Origin of the sequence: Streptosporangium sp. NPDC049078 (assembly GCF_040648855.1) — a bacterium.
In the GTDB taxonomy this organism is placed as follows: domain Bacteria; phylum Actinomycetota; class Actinomycetes; order Streptosporangiales; family Streptosporangiaceae; genus Streptosporangium.
This window is the reverse complement of the sequence record NZ_JBEZEL010000001.1, coordinates 77168-99458: the sequence shown is the minus strand read 5'-3', so window position 1 is coordinate 99458 and position 22291 is coordinate 77168. Positions and strand designations below refer to the sequence as shown.

Sequence of the window (22291 nt, the reverse complement as noted above, 5' to 3'; positions counted from 1 at the left end):
CGGGGCTCCGCTGGTTCACGCAGGCGCCGCGCGGGAATTCGATTCGCGTCGGCCGTGTTGTAGGAGGTATCTTCGGATGGCTCGACCCCACGGGGTCGCGTTGAAAACTCAACAGGGGGTGACTGGTTTCGACTTTGGCTTTTCAAGCCAGGTGAAGCGGGTCGAGGACTGCGGACATAACCTCGTTAACACTGTGACCGCGACCAACAAGTGCCAATAAGACGCACTCCGAAGTCAGCCAGGGCAACCTGGCACTCGCCGCCTAAGCAGCGAGTGACTTCTGCCGGCCCGGGAGCGCCTCCGGCCCGGATCCGGCATCGCTAGGAGGCTCAACCGATCGACCCGGCCACGGGGAAGATCGGGAAATCTTACAGTGGCTGAGCCCGTCGGCGACTTGCCTGCGTGATTGCCGGGGCTGAGAAAAGCACAGCAGGCTGCACCCGGAGAAGCCCTGTCTTGGAGTTGAAGGACGCGGGTTCGATTCCCGCCACCTCCACCCCCGTTCCGCGCCGACCGCGCGGAACAGATCGCCGAAGGGCGGTCGAGTCGGCTCAGTGCCGCCTCGGCCGCCCTTCGCCTTTTCCTGGCCACAGCGGGGTCGCTTTTTCGGAAGCCTTCGTCGCCGGGTGAACTCGCCTTCCGGTCGTGACGCCGCCCCGTGGTTCTCGCGGCTAGATGGTGAGCGCGGACTCGATGCGCCTGAGGTGGTGCCTGGCCAGGGCGAGGTTGGAGCGGTCGCGGTCGAGCACCAGGTAGAGGAAGGTGTGGCCGGCGCTGTCGGACAGCAGCCTGATGATGTGATACTGCCTGGCCAGCGTGATGAGGATGTCCTCGACGGAGTCGTTGATGTTCAGCGCGGCCATGGTCCGCACCTTGGCCCGGACGACCTCGGTGTTGCCCGCGGCGGCGACTTCCAGATCGAGGTCGCGGCCTCCACCGATCGTGCCGAGAGACATGCCGCTTTCGTAGTCGACCAGCGCCGCGCCGACCGCGCCGTCGATCGTCATGGTCTCCTTGAGGGCGGTTTCGATGTTCATGATCTTCTTTCCCGGGCGAGCGACCGCACCTCGGCGCCTCGCCGAGGAGGGGACTTATCGGACATACAGATGGGGCAGTTTGTGGCTGTCGATACGTAAAGTACACTTAACTACTACCGTTAGTGAAGTGCAATATGGTCTAGTAGCGGATGAACAGCTCATTAGGGGAGATATCCGGAGTTCGTGGCCGGGGGCATGACCTGTCCCGTCCCACGGATTCAGGGGTGTCGCGCCGCGTCCGGGCGTCTCCCGGCTCGTCCGGAGTGCACGGGCGCCGAGGTCGCGTCGTCTCCCGTCCGAGCGCCCGTGAAAGAGCCGAGGGAGACATCCGGTGGTGAAGACCGGCCCACATTCCGTACGTGAACGACTCACCCTCAGCGAGCAGAACCAGAGGTGACGCTGTGCCGTCGTCGGCCGCCATCCAGCCGATGCCGTCTCGTGGAGCGGCCGGCCGCTCCCCTTCCCCGAACGGGATGACGGCGTGACCGCCGGGGAGCCGGAGATCCTGGGCGAGATCGGAAGATGCCTGCAGCAACTCTCCCGCGAGCGGTTCTCCGGCGTGCTCCGCGTCGAAGGAGGCCCGGGAGGAGCGCTGTGGGTGCGGGACGGCCTCGTGGTGGCCGCCACGACACCGGCGGCCCCCGGCCCCGAATCGCTGCTGCTGCGCTCGGGCAGGGTGTCGGAGAAGGACTGGACCGACGCGTACACGACCGGTGCCCCCGCCGACCGGCTCGCCGCCGAACTCGCCGAGCGCGGCGTCATCGGCGAGGCGGGCCTGGAGGCGGTGTGCCTGGCCGCGCTCTTCGACGCGGTGTTCGCCATGGTCCTGTACGGCGTCGAGTCGTGCGCCGCCGAACCGGTGGGCTCCGGCGACCGCCGGCCGCTGCTGCCCGTCCTGCCGGGGATCGGGCACGAACGGCTGGCACGGGAGACCGCGCGCCGTATGGGATACGTGGAGACCTGGCGACGGCTGGGCCTGTCCATGCGCGTCAGGCCCGTGCCCCCGGCCGTCTCCGTTCCCACGCTGCTCGGCGCCGACCGCATCCGCCGCGCCGTCCTGGACCGGGCGAACGGGCGCCGGACGCCGCGGGACATCGCCTTCGTCCTGGGCAAGGGCCTGTTCGCGGTGATGAGCGAGATCGCGAGGATGGTCGAGGAAGGGGTGCTCGACCTCGGCGGTTCCCCGGCGGGAGAGGTGACGCCCGCTCCCGAGCCCGCGGCGGAGGATCCGGACGAGAGTCCGGCTCCCGGGCTGCCGCGCCGCCATCCGGGCACCAGCAAGGTCAACGAGATACTGGCCGCCGCAGGGGGAGGACCGATCCCCTCCCGGCCCCTCCTCGCGCTGCGGTCCCTGCCCTCGCTTCCGCCTTCCTGGGAACCGGAGGGCGATTGACCTCCTTCCCACGGTCGAAGCCAGGGGACTCCGACCCTCACGGGTCGGGTTTCCTGCTTCATCGCCGTTTGCCCGCCAGGAGGAAAACTCTCCCCTTTGAGGTCTTACCTCGGCTCCACAGGCGTTTTCCCTCTCCGCCGGCCCGGCGGCGAGGGTGGTGCGGGTCATACGTGCGGCGGCTTGGTCGTCGCCACCGCACGCACATGCTGACGACCTGTGCGGTGTCTTGCCGCGTTTTCTTCCCACGCCTGAAGGCGGGGCGCTCCACGTTGAAAGGAACACGATGACCAGGCAAGCGGTGCTCGCCGAGCTGAAGATCCTGCGCGATCAGGTGGCCGGTGTGATGGAGACGGCCGTGGCGTCCGTGGACGGGCTGCTCGTCGCGGCCGACAGCGAGGGGCCGAGGCCGGAGGTGCTGGCGGCGCTGGCCGCCGCCACGCTCGGCCTGGGCAAGCGGACGGGCTACGAGGTGGGCATGGGGGAGCTTCGTGAGGTGGTGACCCGCTGCCGCAGCGGGTACATCGTCGTCTACGCCGTGCGTCAGGAGGCGCTGCTCGTCGTGCTCGCCGACGAGGGATTGGACGTCTCCCGGTTGCACGTGGAGTCCCGGCCCACGGTCGAGCGGCTGGGCGCGCTCCTCGTCGCCACCTGACCGGCACTCCACCCGCGACCGGCACTCCACCCGCGACCGAGATCCCGCTCACCGCCGGAGCCGTACCCGCGACCGGCTCTCGTCCGGGAACCGGGCCGTACCCGTGACCGGGCTCTCGTCGGTGAGCGGAGTCGTACCCGCGACCGGGATCCGGTCGTTCAGGACACGTCGACCCAGTCGAGGGTGCGCTCGACCGCCTTCTTCCAGTGGGCGTAGCCGTCGGCCCGCTGCTCGTCCGACCACTGGGGCTCCCAGCGGCGGCCCTCCTGCCAGTTCTGCTTGAGCTCGTCGGTCGACTTCCAGAAGCCGACGGCGAGCCCCGCCGCGTACGCGGCCCCCAGGGCGGTCGTCTCCGCCACGACGGGCCGGGAGACGGGCACGCCGAGGATGTCGGCCTGGATCTGCATGCACAGGTCGTTGGCGGTGACGCCGCCGTCGACGCGCAGGACGTCGAGGGCGACCCCTGAGTCCTGTCGCATCGCCTCGACCACGTCGCGGCTCTGGTAGCAGATGGACTCCAGGGTGGCCCGCGCGAGGTGGGCGTTGTTGTTGAAGCGCGACAGGCCAACGATGGCGCCCCGGGCGTCGGATCGCCAGTACGGGGCGAAGAGGCCGGAGAAGGCGGGGACGAAGTAGACGCCGCCGTTGTCCTCGACCTGCCGGGCGAGCGCCTCGCTCTGCGACGCCCCCGAGATGATGCCGAGCTGGTCGCGCAGCCACTGCACCGCGGAGCCGGTCACCGCGATGGAGCCCTCAAGGGCGTACACCGGAGGCTCCTCGCCGAAGCGGTAGCAGACGGTGGTGAGCAGGCCGTTCTGGGACCGCACCAGCTCGGTGCCGGTGTTGAGCAGCAGGAAGTTGCCGGTCCCGTAGGTGTTCTTGGCCTCGCCGACGCCGAAGCAGACCTGTCCGACGGTGGCGGCCTGCTGGTCGCCGAGGTCGCCGGAGAGCGGGACCTCGCCTCCCAGCGGGCCTCTCGCCAGGGTGGTGCCGTACAGGCCGGGGTGGGAGGAGGGGGCGATGGCCGGCAGCATCCGGCGGGGGATGCCGAAGAAGGACAGCAGCTCGTCGTCCCAGTCGAGGGTCTCCAGGTCCATCAGCATCGTGCGGCTGGCGTTCGTCGGGTCGGTGACGTGCACGCCGCCGTCGGGGCCGCCGGTCAGGTTCCACAGCAGCCACGAGTCGGTGTTGCCGAAGATCGCGTCCCCGGCCTCGGCCGCCTCGCGCACCCCCTGGACGTTCTCCAGGATCCACTGGATCTTGCCGCCGGAGAAGTACGTCGCCGGGGGCAGGCCCGCCTTGTGACGGATGACGTCGCCCCTGCCGTCGCGGTCCAGGGCCGAGGCGATCCGGTCGGTACGGGTGTCCTGCCAGACGATCGCGTTGTGGTACGGGCGCCCGGTTCTGCGGTTCCAGACCACCGCGGTCTCGCGCTGGTTGGTGACGCCGAGCGCGGCGAGGTCGGAGGCGGAGAGTCCCGCCCTGTTCATCGCGGTCTCGATCACCGCCCTCGTGCGCTCCCAGATCTCCGTGGGGTTGTGCTCGACCCACCCGGCCCGCGGCAGGATCTGCTCGTGTTCGAGCTGGTGGCGACCTATCTCGTTACCGCCGTGATCGAAGATCATGAAGCGGGTGCTCGTCGTTCCCTGGTCGATGGCTCCGACGAAGTCAGGCATGGATGGTGCCTCCTCTGTGAGACTCTCCGGGAGATCTGCCGCTCTCCCCGTAACGGTTCTCGGCCGTGGTCGTCGTCCCGCTCCTGTTCAGGCGGTGTCGGCTTTCTCGTCGGACGGCATCCGTCCCACCTCGGGCTCGGCCTCCTCGGAAGGAAGGAACCTGGAGATCAGGACCTGGTACAGGAACGCCCCGATCAGCCCTCCGATCACCGGCGCCACGATCGGCACCCAGAAGTACAGTTGGCCGTACTGATCCTGCCAGGCGGTCTCATACCCGGTGAGGTACGAGGCAAGCCGGGGCCCGAAGTCGCGGGCGGGGTTGATGGCGTACCCCGCGTTGGTGCCCCAGGCCATGCCGATGGCCACGACGATCAGGCCGATCACGAAGGGGGCGAGGTTGGCCATCGGCGCCGAGTTGCGCGCGTCGGAGACGGCGAGGATGAGCAGGAGCAGGATCGCGGTGCCGATCACCTGGTCGCGGAAGGCGCCCCAGGTGCCGATGGGCAGGGTCCCGTTGCCCGGCAGGGTCGAGAAGACGCCCTGGGTCTTGATCGTGAGCCCGGGGTCGGCCTTCTGCAGCACCTCGCTGTAGTTGAAGCGGACGATGAGCGCCGCCACGAACGCGCCCGCGGTCTGTGCCAGGGCGTAGGGCAGGACCTTGCGCCAGGAGAAGCCCTTGAAGGCGGCGAGGGCGACGGTGACGGCCGGGTTGAGGTGGGCTCCGCTGGTGCGTGCCGCGACGTAGACGCCCAGGGTCACCCCGAGTCCCCATGCCCACGCGATGCTGTCGTGGTCGCCGATCTCGGCCGCCGCGACCTGGGCCACCACCCCCACCCCGAACAGGATAAGGATCATGGTGCCCACGAACTCGGCTGCCATCTCGCCAAGAAGACCCCGGTTTTTCAGGCGTTCTGCCATATTTCCCCCTCACGGCGCCGCTCCGGATGCTCGGACGGTAGGCACGAATTCCAGGGCGGTCAACGATTTCGTGACGAGATTGTTGATTTTTGGTCAACAATCTAAGTAATTGGCAACGCCACCGAAACATGCCCTTATGTCCCTACTTGTGATGTAACCGTCGAGTAAGAATCCCGTCACCTTCCGGGATTCCGCGTGAGGACGTCCTCTTCTCCGGGCCGCCCGGTGCCGCCCGGTGCCGCCCGGTGCCGTCCGGTGTCTCCAGCGCCCTCCCGGCGCAGCCAAGAGCCGCTCGGGCGGGAACCTTTGCCGGGTGCGGAGGTCAACTCGCAGGTCAGAGGGGGATGAGAAGCGTATCTTCAGTGCGCTTGGAGGAATTCGATGGGCCGTCTCAGAATGTGCAGGGCCGGTGTGGCCGTCGTCGCGACGGGAGCCGTGCTGGCCGGATGCGGATCGACGGGGCCGGATGAGAATGACGAACAGAAGGCCAGGGTGGCGGCTGCGGCGAAGGCGTCGGCCGCCGCGGCCTCGCAGGCCAACCTCCTCAAGGCCAAGACGGAGGCCGCCGCCAAGGTCAAGGCCAACGAGCTCGGGCAGGTGCCCGTCCTCATGTATCACCGGATCGTCGACAAACCCTCCACCCAGGACGACCGCACCCCCAAGCAGTTCCGTACCGAGTTGGAGCGGCTCGCCAAGGAGGACTACGTCGCGATCACCGCGGCCGAGTTCGTCACCGGGCGCATCGACATCCCGGCGGGCAAGCACCCCGTCGTCCTCACCTTCGACGACTCCTCGCCCTCGCAGTTCGATCTGGACGGGATGGGCCTGCCCAAGCCGAACACCGCCGTCGCGATCCTCCAGGAGGTCGCCAAGGCACACCCGGGCTTCCGAGGGGTCGGAACGTTCTATGTGACGCGCGACATGTTCGGCAAGGCGACGCCCGAGGAGGGGGCGCAGATGCTCCTCTGGCTCGCCGAGAAGGGCTTCGACATCGGCAACCACACCCGCGACCATCTCAACCTGAGGGGCAAGCCGAAGAAGGAGGTGAACACGGAGGTGGCGGCGGGCCACCGGCTCATCACCGACCTGATCAAGGTTCCGCCGGTCACGCTCGCCCTGCCGTACGGCAACCAGCCCGACGGCAAGGAGTGGGGACGCAAGGGCTCCTCGGGCGACGTCTCCTACGACTACGGCGGCGTCTTCCTGGCCGGTTACACCCCGGCGATGTCACCGTTCAACAAGAAGTTCGACCCGCTCGGCATCCCGCGCATCCGCTCGATGGACAAGAAGGGCGACTGCGCGAAGTTCTGCTCCGTGGCCTGGCTCGACTGGCTGAAGGCGAACGCCGACGAACGCTACACCTCCGACGGCGACGTGAAGACGGTCGCCTTCCCCAAGTTCAAGGCCCCCTTCGTGGCCAAGTCCTTCACCGACCGCGTCCTGCCCTACTGACCCGGCCCGGCCCGGCCCGGCCTGACCCGGCCTGACCCGGCCCGGCCTGACCGGAAACGGTTTGGGTCAGCCCGGATTGACCTTAATCATCCCGAACTGATCTGAACCTGCCGAGGATCGGTCCTGGCCTACCGATCCTCGGCCGGACGGTCGATGTCTCTTCGATGTGTCCCGAGGTGGCCGAGCAGGACCCGAGCGTGTCCCGAGGTTTCCCGCGGGGCACCGGGATCAGCCGGGGAGTTCCTCGAGGGGAACCGTCACGGTGGTCGTCGAGCCGTTGGGGCGCAGGGTCTCCACCTTCGCGTCGTCGCCGGGCTTGAGCTGCGCGAGGACCGTCGCCAGCTCCTGGGTCGACGGGGTGGGGGTGCCGTTGACCGAGACGATCAGATCTCCGGCCTTGAGTCCCGCCCTCTCCGCGCCGCTGTTCCTCTGTACCCGTACGACGCTGACGCCCGCGGGCTCCCCGTTCATGTCGATCACGGTCTGTACGACGACGCCGAGCGCGGCCCTGCGGGTGTTGGTGACCTTGCCGTCCCTGATGATCTGCGTGGCGACGTCCTTGGCGGTGTTGGCCGGGATCGCGAAGCCGATGCCGGGGGCCTGGGCGTTGCCGAGTTCGGGATTGACGGCGGTCAGGGTCGGCACGCCGACGACCTCGCCCCTGAGGTTGACCAGGGCGCCGCCGCTGTTGCCCGGATTGATGGGGGCGGATGTCTGGATGGCCCCGGTGATCGTCGCGCCCGGCGAGCCCTCGCCCCCGGGTTCGGTGATCGTGCGGCCCAGCGCCGAGACGATCCCGTCGGTGACGCTGCCCGACAGGCCCAGCGGGTTGCCCATCGCCATCACGATCTCACCGACGCGCAGCCTGGCGGAGTCGCCGAAGACGGCGGGCCTCAGCCCGGTCGGGTCCTCCACCTTGATCACGGCCAGGTCGCCCAGCTCGAAGGAGTCGATCAGCCTCGCCGTACGCGGGGCGCCGCCGCTGGCGAGCGTGACCTCGAAACGCTTGGAGCTCCCGACCACGTGGGCGTTGGTGATGATGTGCCCGGCGTCGTCGTAGACGATCCCCGAGCCGAGGCCGTTGTCGGTGGTGATCTGCACGATGGACGGCAGCACCTTGGCGATCGTCCGCTCGTACGCGGTCTCCAGGGCGTCCGGGACGTACGCGGGCGCGGGGGAGTCCGGCGGGGACGCTTCGGCGGAGGTGCTCGCCGGCGCGCCGGGTGTGGGGGCGACGGGTGAGCCGACCATCCCGGATGTTCGCAGTTCCGGGCCCTGACCGCAGCCCGCGAGTGTCACGGCGGCGGCCAGTAGCGCGACGCCTGTCTTTGATACCCCCATACAAGGGTATTTGCCCAGCTCAGGGAGGAAGATACGCCTTGTGAGGGTTGTCGCGGCGGAGCCCGCCCGATCGTGAGCGCGCCGACCTCTCGCGCACCCCATGCCGGGACCAGCGGAGTGACATTCTGTTCATGCGGCGGAAAAGGCGGTCACCTGGGCGGATGTGCCTCCCGTAGCCGAAGCGTAATAAACGACGATGCGTCGAATCTTTCCGAGGTGACATAACCTGGCGCGTATGGCGGACGTCGGCGGCAATTCCTCCGGGCGCTCTCATGAGAGATACATCCCCTCATACGAGGCGCCCACGGCTCCCATACCCGCCATACCCGCCGAAGACGGCTCGATCATCAGTCCTCGGGTGCCCCGGCGGTTTCCCATCGGCGACGGCGAGGAGACCGTTCTGGTCTCCGGGCCTCCTGGATCGTTCCCTCGCTCGCCGTCCTCGCCGGGTACGGCGTCGGGCGACGGGCGGGACGAGCCTGAGGAGGACGCCGGCCAGGTGCGCGAGTCAGGCGGTCTCGGCACGATCCCGGTCAGGCAGGTAGGCGGCTCCGCGGGGCTCTGGCGCCCTGATCGGACCGGTATGCCCGGCCGGACGGGTGGAGGGGCACCGGCGGGCGCGGCCGGAGGGCGAAGCGCGGCGGGGCAGGGCGACCGGCTCGGCAGTGGGCAGGACGGTGGACAGAGCGACGGGCAGGGCACGGCGGCCGGATGGCCCGGCGCGGCGCGGCGGCCCGGCGTGTTCGCGGAGTCCGGCGGGCAGGACCGGCCGGAGGCGCAGAGCGGGCCGCAGGCGCGGGGTGGGACGAAGAGGTCCGGCGGCCTGCTGATGCGGATCGGCGACATCCCGATCCGGTTGGCCTACAGCCTGGGTGCCGCCGTCCTCACCGGTGTCATCGTGGCCCTGATCTTCGTCCTGTTCTCCGGTGACCAGCCCAAGGACCCGGCGGGGGTCGGCAGGGCCGTGATGCCCGCCGCGAAGCCCTCGCCCACCGTCTCGCCGATCACACTGCCGGCCCTGCCGGGCGCGACCGCCCTGCAGGTCCTGCCGGGCACGCCGAGTACGGTGCTGGGCGCGGTGACCGACACGAGGTCCGCGCTCACCTACGCCAGCCTGGGAACGCCGTGGGAGAGCAAGGCCGTGCCGTCGTTCTCGGTCGGCCAGCAGGTCGGCGCGACCCGTCTGCCGCGCACGGTCATCGCCTCGGGGCCACTGCCCGGCGCCACCCCGGCCAAGGCGCTCAAGAGCGACGCCGACTACCGCAGGGCGGCGCTGAACGCGGTGAGGTGGACGATCCGCGGCCACCACCCCGCGGGGAGCAAGGTCGTCTGGACCGCCTCGCAGCGGCCCGCCGGAGGCAAGGGATGGCTGCTCGCCTACAAGGTCACCTATGAGGTCAACGGCAGGAAGCGCACCTCGCAGTCGGCGCTCGCCGTGATCGACGTGGGCCGTCGCAAGCCCTCGATGCTCTTCGTGACCGTGCCCGACGGGCGCAAGCGGCTCTGGGCCGACATCGCTCCGCTGATGGCGAGCGTCCGCGCCCTCTGACCTCTTCCGCGTCCGTCCGGCTCCGGCTCACGGGGGAGGCCGACGGGCGGGCACGGAACGGGTGTCCTCCACGCGGCGGGCCGGGGGCCGGGAGCCTCGGCGTGCGGGATTCTCTCCGGTTGTCCACGGCGCGAGATCGCGTGCCCGGAAGGTGATCTCGCGCGTTGTGATGGAAGTACCTTCTAGAATATGGTTCTGGCATTGAATCCTGTCTGGAGGCTGTCATGGCGATCGGATTGAGTGAGGAGCACGAGGCGCTCCGGGAGTCGGTGACCAGGTGGGCGGAGCGCAACATCCCGTCCGGGACCGTGCGCGCCGCCGTCGCGGCGGAGGGTGGGGAACGCCCCGGTTTCTGGGCAGGACTGGCCGACCAGGGCCTGCTCGGCCTGCACATCCCCGAGGAGCACGGCGGCAGCGGTTACGGCCTGCTGGAGACCGTCGTCGCCGTCGAGGCCCTCGGCGAGCGCGTCGCCCCAGGCCCGTACGTCCCCACGGTGCTGGCCGGCGCCGTGATCCTCGCCTCCGACGGCAAGGCCCAGGCCGAGCTCCTGCCCGGTCTCGCCGACGGCACGCTGACCGGTGCGGTCGCGCTGGGCGCCTCCGTCACCGGCACCCGCGCGAAGGACGGCACCCTCACGATCGGCGGCGTCGCCGAGCCGGTCCTGGGCGGCGCGTCGGCCGACGTCCTGGTGCTCCCCGTGAGCACCGACCGAGGCGAGGAGTGGGTCGCGGTGGACGCCTCCGCGGCGACCGTCACCCCGGTCAGGTCGCTCGACCTCACCCGGGGGGTGGCCAAGGTCGAGCTGGACGCGGTCACCGTACCGGCGGGGCGGATCCTCGACCGGCTGCGGGGCTCGCAGGTCCTGGATCTGGCCGCGATCCTGTTCGGCGCGGAGGCCGCGGGCGTCGCGTCGTGGTGCGTGACCGCCGCCGCCGAGTACGCCAAGGTGCGCGTGCAGTTCGGCCGCCCGATCGGGCAGTTCCAGGGGGTCAAGCACAAGGCGTCCCGGATGCTCGTCGCCCTGGAGCAGGCCCGCGCGACCGTGTGGGACGCCGTCCGCGCCGCCGAGGTGACGGGCGGCACCGAGGTGTCGGCCGACGAACGGGCGTACGCCGCCGCGATCGCCGGTGTGGTCGCCCCCGACGCGGCTGTGCTCTGCGCCAAGGACGCCATCCAGATCTTCGGCGGCATCGGTTACACCTACGAGCACGACGCCCACCTGTACTACCGGCGCGCGCTCACCCTGCGCGCCCTGCTCGGCTCCTCGGGGGAGTGGGCGGAGAAGGTCGCGGAGCTGGCACTGAACGGCGTGAGCCGGGAGCTGGAGATCGAGCTGCCCGACGAGGCCGCCGAGCTGCGCGAGAGCATCCGGACCGAGATCGCCGGGATCGCCGCGCTGGAGGGCCAGGAGCAGAAGCGGGCACTGGCGAGCGCCGGATACGTCATGCCGCACCTGGCCAGGCCCTGGGGACGCGACGCCAAGCCGCTGGAGCAGGTCCTCATCTTCCAGGAGCTCAAGGCCGCGAAGGTCAGGCTGCCCCAGATGATCATCGGTGCCTGGGTGGTGCCCTCGATCGTCACATACGGCACCCCCGAGCAGCAGGAGCGCTTCCTGCCGCCCACGCTGAGCGGCGAGATGATCTGGTGTCAGCTCTTCTCCGAGCCCGGTGCGGGCTCCGACCTGGCGAACGTGCAGATGAAGGCCGAGAAGGTCGAGGGCGGCTGGCGGCTCAACGGTCAGAAGATCTGGACCTCGGTGGCGCACTTCGCCGAGTGGGGCATCTGCATCGCCCGCAACTCCTCCGAGGGGTCCAAGCACGAGGGCATCACCTACTTCCTGGTCGACATGAAGGGGGCCGGCGTCACGGTCAGGCCGCTCACCGAGATGACGGGGGAGAACCTGTTCAACGAGGTCTTCCTCGACGACGTGTTCGTCCCCGACGAGCTCGTCGTCGGCGAGGTCGGGCAGGGCTGGAAGGTCGCGAGGAACACGCTGTCCAACGAGCGGGTTTCGCTCTCCTCCGGTTCCGGCGGCACCGGCTCGTCCGTCCCCGACCTGCTCGGCCTGACCGGGCGCCTCGGCAGGGAGCTGACCCCCGCCGAGCGCCAGGAACTGGCCCGCGTGGTCTGCGAGGGCCACTCGATCGCCGCGCTCGGACTGCGGGTGACCCTGAAGCAGCTGACCGGCCAGGAGCCCGGCGCCGACGCATCGGTCCGCAAGTTCCTGTCCACCTCGCACGCCCAGCACGTCTCGGAGTGCGCGGTCTCGTTGCTCGGTTCCTCGGCCGTCGTCGCCGCCGACATGAAGCTCGGCGACGCGGGCTACTGGAACCGCGCGATCCTCTCCACCCGGGCCATGACGATCTACGGCGGTACCACGGAGGTGCAGCTCAACATCATCGCCGAACGCATGCTCGGCCTGCCCCGCGACCCCGAGCCGGGGAAGTGAGCCGTCTGCCGTGGTGAGGGGACGCGCTCGGTTCGTCCCGAGTGCCCGCGCCCGGGGAGTGACCCGCCTCCCGTCGTGAGCGTAAGGAAGGCGCGTTCTCGCCCGCCCGTGATCCTGCGGGCGGGCACCGCAGGTCAAGGGCGGTTATTTCAGTACAGGTCGGGTTTGACCCCTTCGGTTAGGCTTCGCGCATGTCGATGCGGTTCCGGCCAGGTGTGGTCGTCCGGAGCGCCGTGGCCGGCGCGATCCCGCTGCGCTGGTTCGGCGCCCTGATCCGCCGGGTCTACCCCCGGCTGGACGCCGAACTGGCCCGTGCCGAAGAATTCGTGCCACGCGGCGGCACCGCCGTCGACGTGGGCGTCTGGTACGGGCCGTGGACCGCGAGGCTTCGGAGGCTCGGCTGCGACGTCGTCTCGATCGAGGCGAACCCCCGCCTGGCCGCCATGCTCGGGCGGACCTTTCCCGACGTCCGGGTGATCGCGGCGGGTGCCTCGGACAGCTCGGGCACGGCGCGGCTGTGGATACCCGGCGGCGGGCGGGGAGCGGAGGCCACGGCCTCGCTCGTCCACGGCGAGGGGGAGGGGGTGCCGGTGGACATCCCGACCGTCACCATCGACGAGCTGGACCTGAAGGACGTCCGTTTCATCAAGGTCGATGTGGAGGGCCACGAACTCGCCGCGCTGCGCGGCGCCGCGCGGACCGTCCACCGGGACCGGCCCGTCCTGCTGGTCGAGTTGGAGACCAGACACCAGGACATCGGCCTGGTCGTCGACCAGCTCGCGGAGTGGGGCTACACCGGCTCCGTCCTCACCGGCGGCACCTGGGTTCCGCTGGACGGCTTCGACCTGGCCGCCCACCAGGCGGCGGCGGTCGGCGAGGTGGAGCGGAGCTTCGTCTCCCGTCTCGTCAGGCCCGGCGGTGAGTACGTGAACATGGTGCTGTTCCGTCCCACCGTCTCGTAGTGCGCGCCCCCCGCGTGTCCGCTCTCGGCGCCATCGCCTCCCGCGTGTTCGCCCTCGGTGCCCTCGCCTCCCGCGTCTCCGCCCTCCGCGCGCTCACCCCCCGAGCCCTCACCTCCCGCGCGCTCGCCCCCCGCACCCCCGTCCCGCACCCGGCCGCGGGGCACGTCTTCGCGTCGTTCCTGGTCCCGGCCCTGGTGGGGCTCGCCCTCGGGGTGCTCGCGCTCTGGCCCGCGCTCGGCTCCGGTTTCGTGCTCCGCTACGACATGGTGTTCGTGCCCGACCCGCCGATCCCGGCGCGGAGCGGCGGTTTCCCCCGTGCCGTGCCGAGCGACCTCGTGGTGGCCCTGCTCTCCTCGGTCCTTCCCGGCCAGATCGCGCAGAAGGCGATCCTGTTGGGGATCTTCGTGCTCGCCGCGACGGGCGCCGCGGCCCTGGTGCCGGGGGAGCGCCGGATCGCCCGGCTGGTCGCCGCGGTCTTCTACGCCTGGAACGTCTACCTCGCCCAGCGGTTGCTGCTCGGCCAGTGGGCGCTGCTGCTCGGGTACGCGGGCCTGCCGTGGGCGGTACGCGCGGTCACCCGAGGGGGGATGCGCAGGACGGTCCTCGCGCTGATCCCCGCGGCGATCGGGGGCTTCCAGGCGATGCTCGTCTCGGCGATGGCGGTCGTGCCGGTGGCGGGCCGCCGGGCGCCGCGAGCGCTGCTCGCCGTCGCCGTGCTGAGCCTGCCGTGGCTGGTCCCGGCGCTGGGCAGCTCCGCCGTCACCGATCCGGCCGGGGTCCGGGCCTTCGCACCACGGGCGGACGGGCCGTTGGGCACCCTCGGCAGCCTGCTCACCCTCGGCGGCGTGTGGAACTCCGGAGCGGCCGTACCGGGACAGGAGACCTGGTGGTCGGCCCTCGTCCGGCTCGCGGTGGCCGTGGCGGCGGTGACCGGGTACGCCCTCCTCGCGCGGGGGTGGCCGTCGGCGGGCCACGTGGCCGGGGGCGGGCCGGTCGCGAAGAGCGGACGGGGTACGGCTGGGGGCGGGCGGGACAGCGGGCGGCCCGCGTACTGGGGTGGGCTGACGGTCGCCTCGGTGGCGGGGCTGACGGTGGCGTGTGCCGGGGCCTTCCTGCCGGGGGCGGTGGAGGCGCTGGTCGGGCTGTGGCCCGGCTTCGGACCGCTCCGCGACGGGCAGCTCTATCTCGCCCCCTTCGCCTTGCTGCAGGCGGTCGGCCTGGCCGCGGTGACCGCGCGCCTGTCCCCGGTGATCCGTCCCGGCATGCTCGTGCTGCCCCTGCTGGTGCTGCCCACCTTCGCGTTGGGGGCGTTCGGCAGGCTGGTCGCGGTCGACTACCACCCGGACTGGTCCGGGGTGCGGAGCGTCGTGGACGCGGATCCCGTGCCGGGGGCGCTGCTGACGCTGCCGTGGGGGGCCTACCGGGTGTTCGGCTGGAACGGGGGCCGGGTGGTGCTCGACCCGGCCGTCAAGTCCTTCCGGCGCGAGGTCGTCTGGAACGACGGCCTGCCGGTCGGGCTGGGAGACGGTCGTACGCTCGTCCTCGCGGGCGAGGATCCGAGGGCGCGCAGGGTCGGCGCGATCCTCGCGGGGTCCGGCCCGCTGACCGGGCCGCTGGCCGCTGAGGGGATCAGCCACGTGCTGGTCCAGAGGTCGAGCGAGAACTTGTTTCGTTCCAGACTGCCCGGCGCGCGGCTGATATTCGCTGGTCAGGAGCTCGTGCTGTACCGCCTCTGATCCTCTGGGACGCGAATACACCGAGATTTACCAGCTGGTAGCATTTTCCACACACTTTCGGCGATTGACTAGCTGAGTACCTGTATCAGGTTCTACTGTCAGGCAGACCGCACGACCGCGCGTTGGAGGGAGAACTCGGGTGTTGCGAGTGATTGCCGCTCTGGCGGTAGGGGCAGTGCTGGCGGTCGGAGCCTCGGTGGCCGTCGTGAACGTCGCGGCACCGACCCCCGAGCCGCCCAACAGGCCGCTCTACAACTACGGCAACAGGTGACGCGCGAAGGCCGCGGATCGGTCCTGGCGCTCACCTGAGCATCCGGCCCTCGGGGGCGGAGACCCGCTCCGGATCACGTCGACGAGACAGGGCCTGGCCGCCGCATGCGCGAAAACCCTCGGTGCCGTCGTTCTCGCACGCCGGACAGCGACATTCACCCCATAAAGTGACACCTCGTCCGGAGAGCGCGGAGCGTACGGGGGCACGGAGCGCTCGGAGAATTCGGAGATAGGAGTGGTCGTGGCCGGACAGGGCGCCAGGGCGACCCGCCGGGCGTCGGGCCCGTCCCCCGCGGGCCTGGTGGCCGCGACGGCGCGGCAGCGGCCGTTGCTGCGCGGGGTGCGCGTCGCCGTCCTGAACTTCCGTGAGCCGCTGCAGTCGGTGGCGGGGGGCGCCGAGGAGTACGCCTGGCAGGTGAGCCGCCACCTGGTGGGGCAGGGGGCGTCGGTCACCTTCGTCACCTCCAAGGAGGCGGGGCAGTCCTCGGCCGAGGAACGGGACGGCATCGCGCTGCGGCGGATGGGCAACCCGTTCCTGGTCTATCTGCTGGTCCCGCTCTGGATGCTGCTGCGGCGCCGGCGCTTCGACGTCGTCATCGACTGCATGAACGGCATCCCCTTCTTCGCCCCTCTGGTCACCGGACGGCGCACGGTCGTCATCTCCCTGGTGCACCACGTGCACGACCGCCAGTTCTACGCCTTCTTCCCGCGCTGGCTGGCCCGTATCGGCTGCTTCATCGAGGGGCCGGTCGCCCGGCTGGTCTACCGGCGCCGCGCGACCGTCACGGTCTCCGAGTCCTCCAGGAAGGAGTTGCGCGAGCGGCTCGGCTGGCTCGCGCCGATCCAGATCATCCCGAACGGCAGCCCGGTGGCGCGCCTGGTCGCGAGCGGCGAGGGCGTGGCGGGGGACCCCTCGGTGGTCTACCTCGGCAGGCTCGTGGGCCACAAGCGCGTCGAACGGGTGGTGGACCTCGCGGGAGACCTCGAAGGGGCGTGGCCGGGCATCCACGTGCACGTCGTCGGGCGCGGCTGCGAACAGGAGCGGCTCGCGGCACACGCCGCCCGCCGCGGCCTCGAAGACCGGGTCCACCTGCACGGCTTCCTGCCCGAGGCCGCCAAGAACGCGATCCTGGGGGCGGCGCGGGTCAACGTCACCGCCTCGGAGTTCGAGGGCTGGGGGCTGACCGTGATCGAGGCCGCCGCGCTCGGCGTCCCGACCGTCGCCTACGACGTCGCGGGACTGCGCGACTCGGTGCGTGACGGTGTCACGGGCTGGCTGGTCGGGGAGGGGGAGGCGCTCGCCGACGTGGTGGACCGCGCGCTGCGGGAACTGTCGGACCCGGCCAGGCGCGAGGAGATCCAGCAGGCGTGCAGGCTCTGGGCGGCCGAATTCACCTGGGGGAGAACGGGCGCTACGATGACCGGACTAATCACCACAGAACTATCTAAAAACGGCCGCCACCTTCATGTATCCGATCTCTGTCTCGCCGCGGGTGAGACCGACCCGCCATAAGTGACGGTGATCCCCGAGGCGTGGATCACCCGCCTTTCCGCACCTCCCTCCGAGTTCGGAGCCTCCGACACCGGGCTTCGCCGCAGGCTCAGGCTGCTCGCCGGGTGCCTCTTCCTCGCCGCCGTCGCCTTCCACATGGCGCCGGGCATGCTCATCGCCGAGACGAAGCTGGACATGCCGATCAACCCGATCGGCTTCCTCTCCCAGGCGCTGAGCATGTGGGACCAGGACTACCTGGGACACCTGCAGAACCAGGCGTACGGCTACATCTTCCCGATGGGTCCCTTCTACACCCTGCTGATCAACGCGGGCATGCCCCCGTGGGTGGTGCAGCGGCTCTGGGTGACGCTGATCCTGTGCGTCGCCTTCGTCGGCGTCGCCCAGCTGGCCAGGGCGCTGCGGATCGGCGGGCAGCTCGCCGGGGTGCTGGCCGGTCTCGCCTACGCGCTCGCCCCGCACGCGCAGGCGCTCATGGGCTTCAACTCCGTGGAGTTCGCCCCCAGCGCCGTCCTGCCCTGGGTGCTGCTCTTCCTCGTCAGGGGCGCGCAGGGGGAGACGAGCCCGCGCAGGGCCGCCTGCCTGTCGGCGCTCGTGTTCCTGTTCGCGGGCGGCATCAACGCCGCCGCCGAACTGGCCGTGCTCGTGGTACCGATGATCTACCTGCTCACCCGGGCGCGCGGCCCGCGCAAGCGACGGCTCATCGCCTGGTGGCTCGCCGCGATCGCCGCCGTGTCGTTCTGGTGGCTCGTCCCGCTGGTGCTGCTCGGCCGCTACGTCTTCTCCTTCATGCCCTTCACCGAGAACGCGTGGACGACCACGGTCGTGGGCTCGCTCACCAACGTGCTGCGCGGCATGAACAGCTGGGTCGCCTTCCTGCCGGTGGACGGACGCCCCTTCCTGCCCGCCGCCTACGAGCACGCCACCGTGCCCTGGCTCGTGCTGGTCACCGCGCTCGTCGCCGGGCTGGGGCTGGCCGGGCTCACCCTCGCGCGCACGCCCGAGCGGACCTTCCTGATCCTGACCGCGCTCGTGGGCGTCGCCGTCCTCGTCGCGGGCCACGCCGGGCCGCTCGCCGAACCCCTCAGGGCGCTGCTGGACGGCCCGCTCGCGCCGTTCCGCAACCTGCACAAGTTCAACGCGCTCGTACGGCTGCCGCTGGTGCTCGGACTCGCCGCGTTCGTCTCCTACGTGGGAGCGCGCAGGCCCGCCGTCCGCCTCCCCGCTGTGGTGGTGGGGGCCGGGCTGGTCGGGCTCACCCTCGTCCCCGTCGCCACCGCGGGCATCGCCCCGAGCGGCGCCTTCGCCGACGTCCCCGAGCACTGGCGGCAGGCGGCCTCCTGGCTGGACGACCGGGCCGAGGAGGGCACCGTGCTGGTCCTGCCCGGAGCCCGGCGAGGCGAGTACACCTGGGGGCGTCCGCTCGACGAGCCGTTCCAGCCACTGCTGAAGAAGGCCCGCTGGGTGAGCAACACGATCGTGCCGTGGGGCACGGCCGGCTCCAACCGGCTCGTCAAGGCGATCGACGACCGCTTCGCCAACGGGCAGGGATCGGAAGGGCTCACCCGGACGCTGCGCCGGATGGGAGTGCGCTACCTGCTGATCCGCAACGACCTCGACAGGGTCGCCTTCGGTGACGCGTGGCCCGCCCGGGTGCACGAGGCGCTGGACCGCTCTCCCGGCCTGACCCGGGTACGCGGCTTCGGGCCCACGGTCGGCTTCGAGGACTCCCAGACCGGCGCGAGCTGGCTCGACCAGCCGTACACGTCCCTGGAGATCTACGAGGTCACCGGGGCGCGTCCCGTCGTCGGCACGGTCGCGGCGCGGCGGCCGCTGCGGGTCTCCGGCGGTCCCGAGGCACTGCTCACCATGGCCGAGGAGGGGGTCCTCGAAGACGACCGGCCGGTGATCCTCGGCGACGACCCCGGAGCGGACGCGATCCCCGCCGCCGACACGGTGCTCACCGACACCATGCGGCGGCGCGAGCTGGTGGTGAGCGACCTGCGCAGGCCGTACGGCGAGACGATGACGCCGGACGAGCCCTATGAGGGGTACGGGCCCGCCTACGACCTCACCGACCCCGGCTGGTCCGATCCCGGCACCGTCGCCGCCTTCATCGGGATCAAGGGGGTGACCGCCTCCTCCTCACAGTCCGGGCTCGGGGTGACCCCGGGAACCCGCGACAGCGGGCAGCAGCCGTACGCGGCGGTGGACTTCGACCTGCGCACCGGCTGGCGCTCCACCGGCTGGAAGCCGGCCACCGAGCAGTGGCTGGAGGTACAGCTCGCCAAACCGACCTCGGTGCCCTTCATCCAGGCGGTCTTCGAACGCTCGGAGGAGACGGTGACGGTCTCCGAGGTCATGGTCGAGACCGACGCCGGCAGGGTGCGCACCCGGCTCGGCCTCACCTCGCTGTGGGAGCGGCTGAACGTTCCGCAGGGCGAGACGTCCCGGATCCGGATCCGGGTCACCGGCGTCCTGCGTGACCCCAACCCCCGGGTCGGCATCACCGAGCTGTCCATTCCCGGGGTCCGCGCGGAGCGCACGCTCGTGGTGCCGCCCGTCTCCTCGTCCGCATCCTCGGCCGACCCCGCTTCGCCCGGGCAGACGGTCGTGACCAGCCGGACGGACACCGCCCCCGGCTGCATGCTCGGCTCCTACGCCTGGACCTGCGCGGACAGGCTGCGCTTCGTGGGCGAGGACGGTTACGCCTTCGACAGGTTGGTCCCCGTCGCCGAGGGAAGGCAGACGCTGGCGGGCAGGGCCGTGCTCACCGACCGGCGGGTGGCCGAGACCGTGCTGATGCCGGAGGGGAGCTTCCCCCGCGTCACCGCCTCCTCCACCGCGAGCGACATCCCGGCCACCGGCGCCTACGCGGCCTTCGACGACGACCGCAGGACCATCTGGTACGCCGGGGACAAGGACCTGGAGCCCTCGCTCTCCTTCGAGCTGGGCAGGGAGATGACCCTGTCCCGGCTGCGCGTCGACTTCCCCGACACCAGGCTGGGCGCTCCGCCGGTCCGGGTCACCGTCACGACCGACGACGGCGTCCGGTACGCCTGGGCCTCGAAGGACGGGTGGATCCACTTCGCGCCGATGAGGGCGAGCCGGGTGAAGCTCACCTTCGCCGCCCTCGGCTCCTGGCGGATGGAGGTGCTCGGGGTGGCGATCCCAGGGGTCGAGCCGCTGCCCACCCCGGACACGCAGCCGGTGAGGATGCCCTGCGGGCTCGGTCCGACGCTCACCGTGAACGGGGTCGCGACGCCCACCGAGATCCACAGCGGGACCCTGGGCGACCTGCTCAACGGCCGTCCGGTCGGCTACCGGGCCTGTGAGGCGGTGGAGACGCGGGACGGCACGCTGCGGGTGCGCGCCGCCGCGCTCCAGGGCTTCCGGGTGGACTCGATGGTCCTGCGCGCCGCCGACGCGGAGGGCGAGGGGAGCGGCGACGGTGCGGCGAACGGCGCCGAGGACGCCGCGGGGAGTCGAAGGAGCCCGAAGAGCCCGAACGGAAGCGGCGCCGGGAGGACCGAGAGGACCGAGAGGACCGAGAGCACCGGGAACGCGGGAAACGCCGGGGGCACCGGGAGTGCGGAGAGAGCCGGGAATGCCGGAGGCGCCGCGGCGCCGGAGGTGGTCCTGCGGCCCGCGACCGTCGAGAGCTGGGAGGCGGGGGAGCGCCGGGTGAGGGTCTCCACGACGGAGCCCTCCTACCTGGCGCTCGGCGAGAACTTCAACAAAGGCTGGCAGGCGTCGTTCGACGGACGCGTGCTGGAACCGGCGAGGCTGGACGGGTGGCGGCAGGCGTGGCTGCTGCCCCCCGGGAGCGGGACCGTGGTGATGACGTACGCCCCCGACGGCCTGTATCGGATGTCGCTGGTCGTGGGATGGGTGCTGGTCGCGCTGGTCGTCGCGCTCGCTCTGGTCCGCCCCCGCCGCCCGCTCCGCGAGCTTCCCGCGTCGCCGCCCGCGGTGCTGCGGGCGGCCTGGCTGTGGCCGCCGGCCCTCGTGCTGGGCCTGGTGGCCGAGGGGTGGGCCGGTGCCGCCCTGGCCGGTCTGGTGGCGGCACTCGCCCTGTGGCTGCGGGGCATCGCGGGGGCCGAGCACAGCGCGGGCGGCCCGCTGTACAGGATCGGCCGGGTGCTGCTCACACCGTTCCCCGTGGTGGCGGCGCTCGGCGGGGCCGGTCTCGCGCTCGGCTACGGCGGGGCGGCGGGGGCGGCGGGGGCACAGTATCTCTCCCTGGTCGCCGTGGGCCTGTTGTTCGCCGCGGCGCGCGTGTCGAGGTCGCCCCGCCGTTGGCTGCGGGCGTGGGAGAAGGACGATCCCCTCCAACCCGTGGAGCGACGATGATCGGCCGGAGACCGCGCGGTGTGCTCGTCCTGGTCGCCGGTGCCTTCCTGATCACGCTGGCCGCGCTGGTGCGCCTCTACATCTATCCCAGCGGCCTGGTACTGCCCGCGGAGCAGGACCGGATCACCAAGCTGACCACCGAGTCCGGCTCCTACTTCGACACCGCCACCCTGCGCACGCACCGGGGCGTCCCGCTGGAGACGGCCGTGGCCAGATACGGGGACACGGTCAGGTCCACGCCGGACGTCGCGGTGTGGACGGAGTTCGTCTCCCTCGCCACCCGCGACGGGCGGCGCATCGACTACCACGAGCGGCGGGCCGCGTTCGACCGCCGTACGGGGCAGGCGGTCAACTGCTGCGAGAACTACGTCGACGAGAACGGCAACCCCGCCCCGCGCGGGCTGGTGTTCCGCTGGCCCTTCGGAGCCGGGCCGGTCGCCTACCAGGTCTACGACCCGCTCGTCCGGCGTCCGGTGGCCGCCCGCTTCGAGGGGATCGAGACCCTGTACGGCGTCCGGGTCAACCGCTACGCGCAGCGTCTGGTCAACGAGCGGCTCGTCCAGCGGGCGATGGAACTGCCGGGGACGGTCCTCGGGCTGGGCGGCAGGGAGACGTTCCCCGTCAACGCCTACCTCGAAGGGACCCGTACCTTCTGGGTGGAACCGGAGAGCGGGATGGTGATCGGGGTCAGGGAGAACCTGGTCAAGACCCTGCGCACCGACGACGGTGCGGGACGGCTGGTCGCGCTCGCCGCCGACATGCGCACCAGCACCGGGGACGAGCGGTGGAACGCGGGGGAGGCGCGGCAGTTCCTTCGCTGGGCGACACTCGTCAATCGGGTGATCCCGCTGTCGTGCGCCGTGCTCGGCGTGCTGCTGCTGTTCGCGGGTTTGCGCCTGCAGAGTCGCGCCTCCGCCGCCCCCGCCCCCGCTCCCGGCGCCGGAGCCGCAACGCCGGAGCCTCGATCAGCCGATGGCTGAGGTCGGCGAGCA

The 22291-nt window shown here is 71.1% G+C and carries 15 protein-coding genes and 1 other RNA gene; 12 read left to right on the top strand and 4 right to left on the bottom strand.

Going from position 1 to position 22291, the window contains the following annotated elements; translation table 11 throughout:
* The first annotated feature begins 114 nt into the window (after window positions 1-114).
* Window positions 115-499, top strand: a transfer-messenger RNA (tmRNA) gene (gene ssrA, locus AB0B90_RS00415).
* Window positions 500-671: 172 nt separating this feature from the next.
* Here the strand turns inward: ssrA and AB0B90_RS00410 are convergent.
* Window positions 672-1040 (bottom strand): hypothetical protein, encoded by a 369-nt coding sequence (locus AB0B90_RS00410; RefSeq protein ID WP_350946620.1) that lies wholly within the window; start codon window positions 1038-1040, stop codon window positions 672-674.
* Between the two features lie 478 nt (window positions 1041-1518).
* Between AB0B90_RS00410 and AB0B90_RS00405 the strand changes: the two genes are divergently transcribed.
* Window positions 1519-2430 (top strand): DUF4388 domain-containing protein, encoded by a 912-nt coding sequence (locus tag AB0B90_RS00405; protein WP_350946533.1) that lies wholly within the window; start codon window positions 1519-1521, stop codon window positions 2428-2430.
* 283 nt (window positions 2431-2713) lie between these two features.
* Window positions 2714-3082, top strand: a complete 369-nt coding sequence (locus tag AB0B90_RS00400) for a roadblock/LC7 domain-containing protein (RefSeq protein ID WP_350946534.1) — start codon at window positions 2714-2716, stop codon at window positions 3080-3082.
* Window positions 3083-3240: 158 nt separating this feature from the next.
* Here AB0B90_RS00400 and glpK read toward each other — a convergent pair whose 3' ends face one another.
* Together glpK and AB0B90_RS00390 are read right to left on the bottom strand one after the other, a co-directional pair.
* Window positions 3241-4758: a glycerol kinase GlpK gene (gene glpK, locus AB0B90_RS00395; RefSeq protein WP_350946535.1), complete on the bottom strand. Its 1518-nt coding sequence runs from the start codon at window positions 4756-4758 to the stop codon at window positions 3241-3243.
* Window positions 4759-4845: 87 nt separating this feature from the next.
* Window positions 4846-5676: an MIP/aquaporin family protein gene (locus AB0B90_RS00390; protein ID WP_350946536.1), complete on the bottom strand. Its 831-nt coding sequence runs from the start codon at window positions 5674-5676 to the stop codon at window positions 4846-4848.
* A gap of 381 nt (window positions 5677-6057) precedes the next feature.
* Between AB0B90_RS00390 and AB0B90_RS00385 the strand changes: the two genes are divergently transcribed.
* A complete protein-coding gene (locus tag AB0B90_RS00385; protein ID WP_350946537.1) occupies window positions 6058-7128 on the top strand; it encodes a polysaccharide deacetylase family protein in 1071 nt (356 codons plus the stop codon).
* Between the two features lie 228 nt (window positions 7129-7356).
* On the opposite strand, the gene AB0B90_RS00380 is transcribed toward AB0B90_RS00385, so the two are convergent.
* Complete coding sequence (locus AB0B90_RS00380; protein ID WP_362920038.1) at window positions 7357-8469, bottom strand: trypsin-like peptidase domain-containing protein; 1113 nt, start codon at window positions 8467-8469, stop codon at window positions 7357-7359.
* Window positions 8470-8827: 358 nt separating this feature from the next.
* On the opposite strand from AB0B90_RS00380, the gene AB0B90_RS00375 reads away from it, so the two are divergent.
* The 8 genes from AB0B90_RS00375 to AB0B90_RS00340 all read left to right on the top strand — a co-directional run bounded on the left by AB0B90_RS00375 (window position 8828) and on the right by AB0B90_RS00340 (window position 22279).
* Complete coding sequence (locus AB0B90_RS00375) at window positions 8828-10018, top strand: hypothetical protein (protein ID WP_362920036.1); 1191 nt, start codon at window positions 8828-8830, stop codon at window positions 10016-10018.
* A gap of 224 nt (window positions 10019-10242) precedes the next feature.
* Entirely contained in the window at window positions 10243-12468 is a 2226-nt protein-coding gene (locus AB0B90_RS00370) for an acyl-CoA dehydrogenase (RefSeq protein ID WP_350946540.1), read from the top strand.
* Between the two features lie 191 nt (window positions 12469-12659).
* Window positions 12660-13430 (top strand): FkbM family methyltransferase, encoded by a 771-nt coding sequence (locus tag AB0B90_RS00365; protein WP_350946541.1) that lies wholly within the window; start codon window positions 12660-12662, stop codon window positions 13428-13430.
* Window positions 13430-15166, top strand: coding sequence for a hypothetical protein (locus tag AB0B90_RS00360; RefSeq protein ID WP_350946542.1), 1737 nt, complete (start codon window positions 13430-13432; stop codon window positions 15164-15166). Before AB0B90_RS00365 ends, AB0B90_RS00360 begins: the two co-directional genes overlap by 1 nt.
* A 139-nt stretch (window positions 15167-15305) precedes the next feature.
* Window positions 15306-15437 carry a hypothetical protein gene (locus AB0B90_RS00355; protein ID WP_350946543.1) on the top strand — a complete coding sequence of 44 codons (132 nt, stop codon included), beginning with the start codon at window positions 15306-15308 and terminating at the stop codon, window positions 15435-15437.
* A gap of 297 nt (window positions 15438-15734) precedes the next feature.
* Window positions 15735-16949, top strand: a complete 1215-nt coding sequence (locus tag AB0B90_RS00350; protein WP_350946621.1) for a glycosyltransferase family 4 protein — start codon at window positions 15735-15737, stop codon at window positions 16947-16949.
* Window positions 16950-21299, top strand: a complete 4350-nt coding sequence (locus AB0B90_RS00345) for an alpha-(1->3)-arabinofuranosyltransferase family protein (RefSeq protein WP_350946544.1) — start codon at window positions 16950-16952, stop codon at window positions 21297-21299.
* On the top strand, window positions 21296-22279 hold the full coding sequence (locus tag AB0B90_RS00340; protein ID WP_350946545.1) for a DUF3068 domain-containing protein: 984 nt from the start codon (window positions 21296-21298) through the stop codon (window positions 22277-22279). The genes AB0B90_RS00345 and AB0B90_RS00340 overlap by 4 nt, the downstream gene beginning before the upstream one ends.
* Window positions 22280-22291: the final 12 nt, after the last annotated feature.

Excerpts from the sequence above, each read along its gene's own strand:
- AB0B90_RS00390 (WP_350946536.1), bottom strand. The coding sequence starts at position 5,676 with ATGGCAGAACGCCTGAAAAACCGGGGTCTTCTTGGCGAGATGGCAGCC.
- AB0B90_RS00400 (WP_350946534.1), top strand. The coding sequence starts at position 2,714 with ATGACCAGGCAAGCGGTGCTCGCCGAGCTGAAGATCCTGCGCGATCAG.
- AB0B90_RS00340 (WP_350946545.1), top strand. The coding sequence starts at position 21,296 with ATGATCGGCCGGAGACCGCGCGGTGTGCTCGTCCTGGTCGCCGGTGCC.
- AB0B90_RS00385 (WP_350946537.1), top strand. The coding sequence starts at position 6,058 with ATGGGCCGTCTCAGAATGTGCAGGGCCGGTGTGGCCGTCGTCGCGACG.
- AB0B90_RS00380 (WP_362920038.1), bottom strand. The coding sequence starts at position 8,469 with ATGGGGGTATCAAAGACAGGCGTCGCGCTACTGGCCGCCGCCGTGACA.
- glpK (WP_350946535.1), bottom strand. The coding sequence starts at position 4,758 with ATGCCTGACTTCGTCGGAGCCATCGACCAGGGAACGACGAGCACCCGC.
- AB0B90_RS00370 (WP_350946540.1), top strand. The coding sequence starts at position 10,243 with ATGGCGATCGGATTGAGTGAGGAGCACGAGGCGCTCCGGGAGTCGGTG.
- AB0B90_RS00365 (WP_350946541.1), top strand. The coding sequence starts at position 12,660 with ATGTCGATGCGGTTCCGGCCAGGTGTGGTCGTCCGGAGCGCCGTGGCC.